The organism is Photobacterium iliopiscarium (assembly GCF_003026395.1).
Taxonomy (GTDB): Bacteria; Pseudomonadota; Gammaproteobacteria; order Enterobacterales; family Vibrionaceae; genus Photobacterium; species Photobacterium iliopiscarium.
This window is the reverse complement of record NZ_PYOO01000032.1, coordinates 1-1,371: the sequence shown is the minus strand read 5'-3', so window position 1 is coordinate 1,371 and position 1,371 is coordinate 1. Positions and strand designations below refer to the sequence as shown.

At 40.3% G+C, this 1,371-nt stretch carries 1 protein-coding gene; it reads left to right on the top strand.

Annotation, left to right across the window (positions count from 1 at the left end):
- Positions 1 to 76 precede the first annotated feature (76 nt).
- On the top strand, positions 77 to 1,102 hold the full coding sequence (locus C9J51_RS19305) for an IS110 family RNA-guided transposase (protein WP_045041001.1): 1,026 nt from the start codon (positions 77 to 79) through the stop codon (positions 1,100 to 1,102).
- The last annotated feature ends 269 nt before the right edge of the window (positions 1,103 to 1,371 follow it).

The following is a 1,371-nucleotide window of genomic DNA, read 5'->3' as shown; positions in this document are numbered from 1 at the left end:
CTCAATGGTATGGACTCCCCACCTTACTGACATTGTCAGCTAAAGTTATAGTGTCAACCAAAAAGGAGCCCATACCATGAATAAGCCTAGCACTATTTGTATTGATCTCGCTAAAAACGTTTTTCAAGTTGCATTGTTTAATCAACATGGAAAATTAAAGTCTAATCAAAAAATGTCTCAAGCTAAAATGGTCACATTTATAGCCCAATATCCCGCATCTATGATTTATATGGAGGCGTGTGGCTCTGCTCATTATTGGGGGCGATATTTTCAAAATAATAAGCATCATGTTCATCTTCTTCCGCCTCAAATTGTCAGGATGTATCGAGCGGGTAATAAAAATGATGCAAATGATGCCCTTGCTATTTATGAAGCAGCCCAACGTCCAGGAATACACTTTGTTTCAGTCAAAACAACCGAGCAGCAAGATATCGCGAGTGTATTGCACCTCAGAGAAAGTTATATAAAACAAAGAACAGCGGTAGCAAATCGAATTAGAGGCTTTGCCTTGGAATATGGGATAAAATTCCCGCAGAGCATTACTAAATTACGTGCTTTACTGCCTCTTGAGCTGGAAGATCCTAATAATGGATTAACGTCTTCTGCCCGTTTTGTTTTACACCAGCTTCTTAATCAGCTCATTGAACTTGATAAACCTATTCAGGAGGTTACTGATTATTTAATTGCTTATGCTAAACAGATACCAGCTTGTCAGTTACTAATGACATTAAGAGGTGTTGGCTGGATAGTTGCCAGCGCACTTTATGCTCGAATGGGCGATGCTTCAGCATATAAATGCGGACGCGATGCAAGTGCCAGTATAGGTTTAGTCCCCGCTCATTCAGGTAGTGGTGGTCATAATAAGTTATTAGGTATAAGTAAAAAGGGAGATCGAACATTACGTGCAGTGGTTGTGCATGGGGCAAGATCTGTCGTTAGTAATATCAAAGATAAATCAGATCAACTTAGTTGCTGGCTAAGAGCCTTACTTGAAAGAAATCATTTTAATAAAGTTGTTATAGCATTAGCTAATAAGACTGTCAGGATGGCTTGTGCCATGCTGAAATCAAACCAACCTTACCAAGAAAAGCTGCCTGCTTAGTAGTGCTTAGATAAGGTTGTGATGTAACAAGAAGTGCAATATCTCACCAATGTAGTTGCAAGAAACCGTGGATAACGTGTAATCAAAGCAGGCAAGGAAAAATCTGAGAGGCACGACGGTGTTGATACACCTTTAACTCGTATAGAATCCTTGCAACGTGAATGAAGCCATACAGGTTCGGGGTAGCTCCCCATAAAGAAACCGAATATACGTGCACTTGCCAACACGCTTTCTCAAACTCTTGCATTACACGGGGAGTCCATATACGT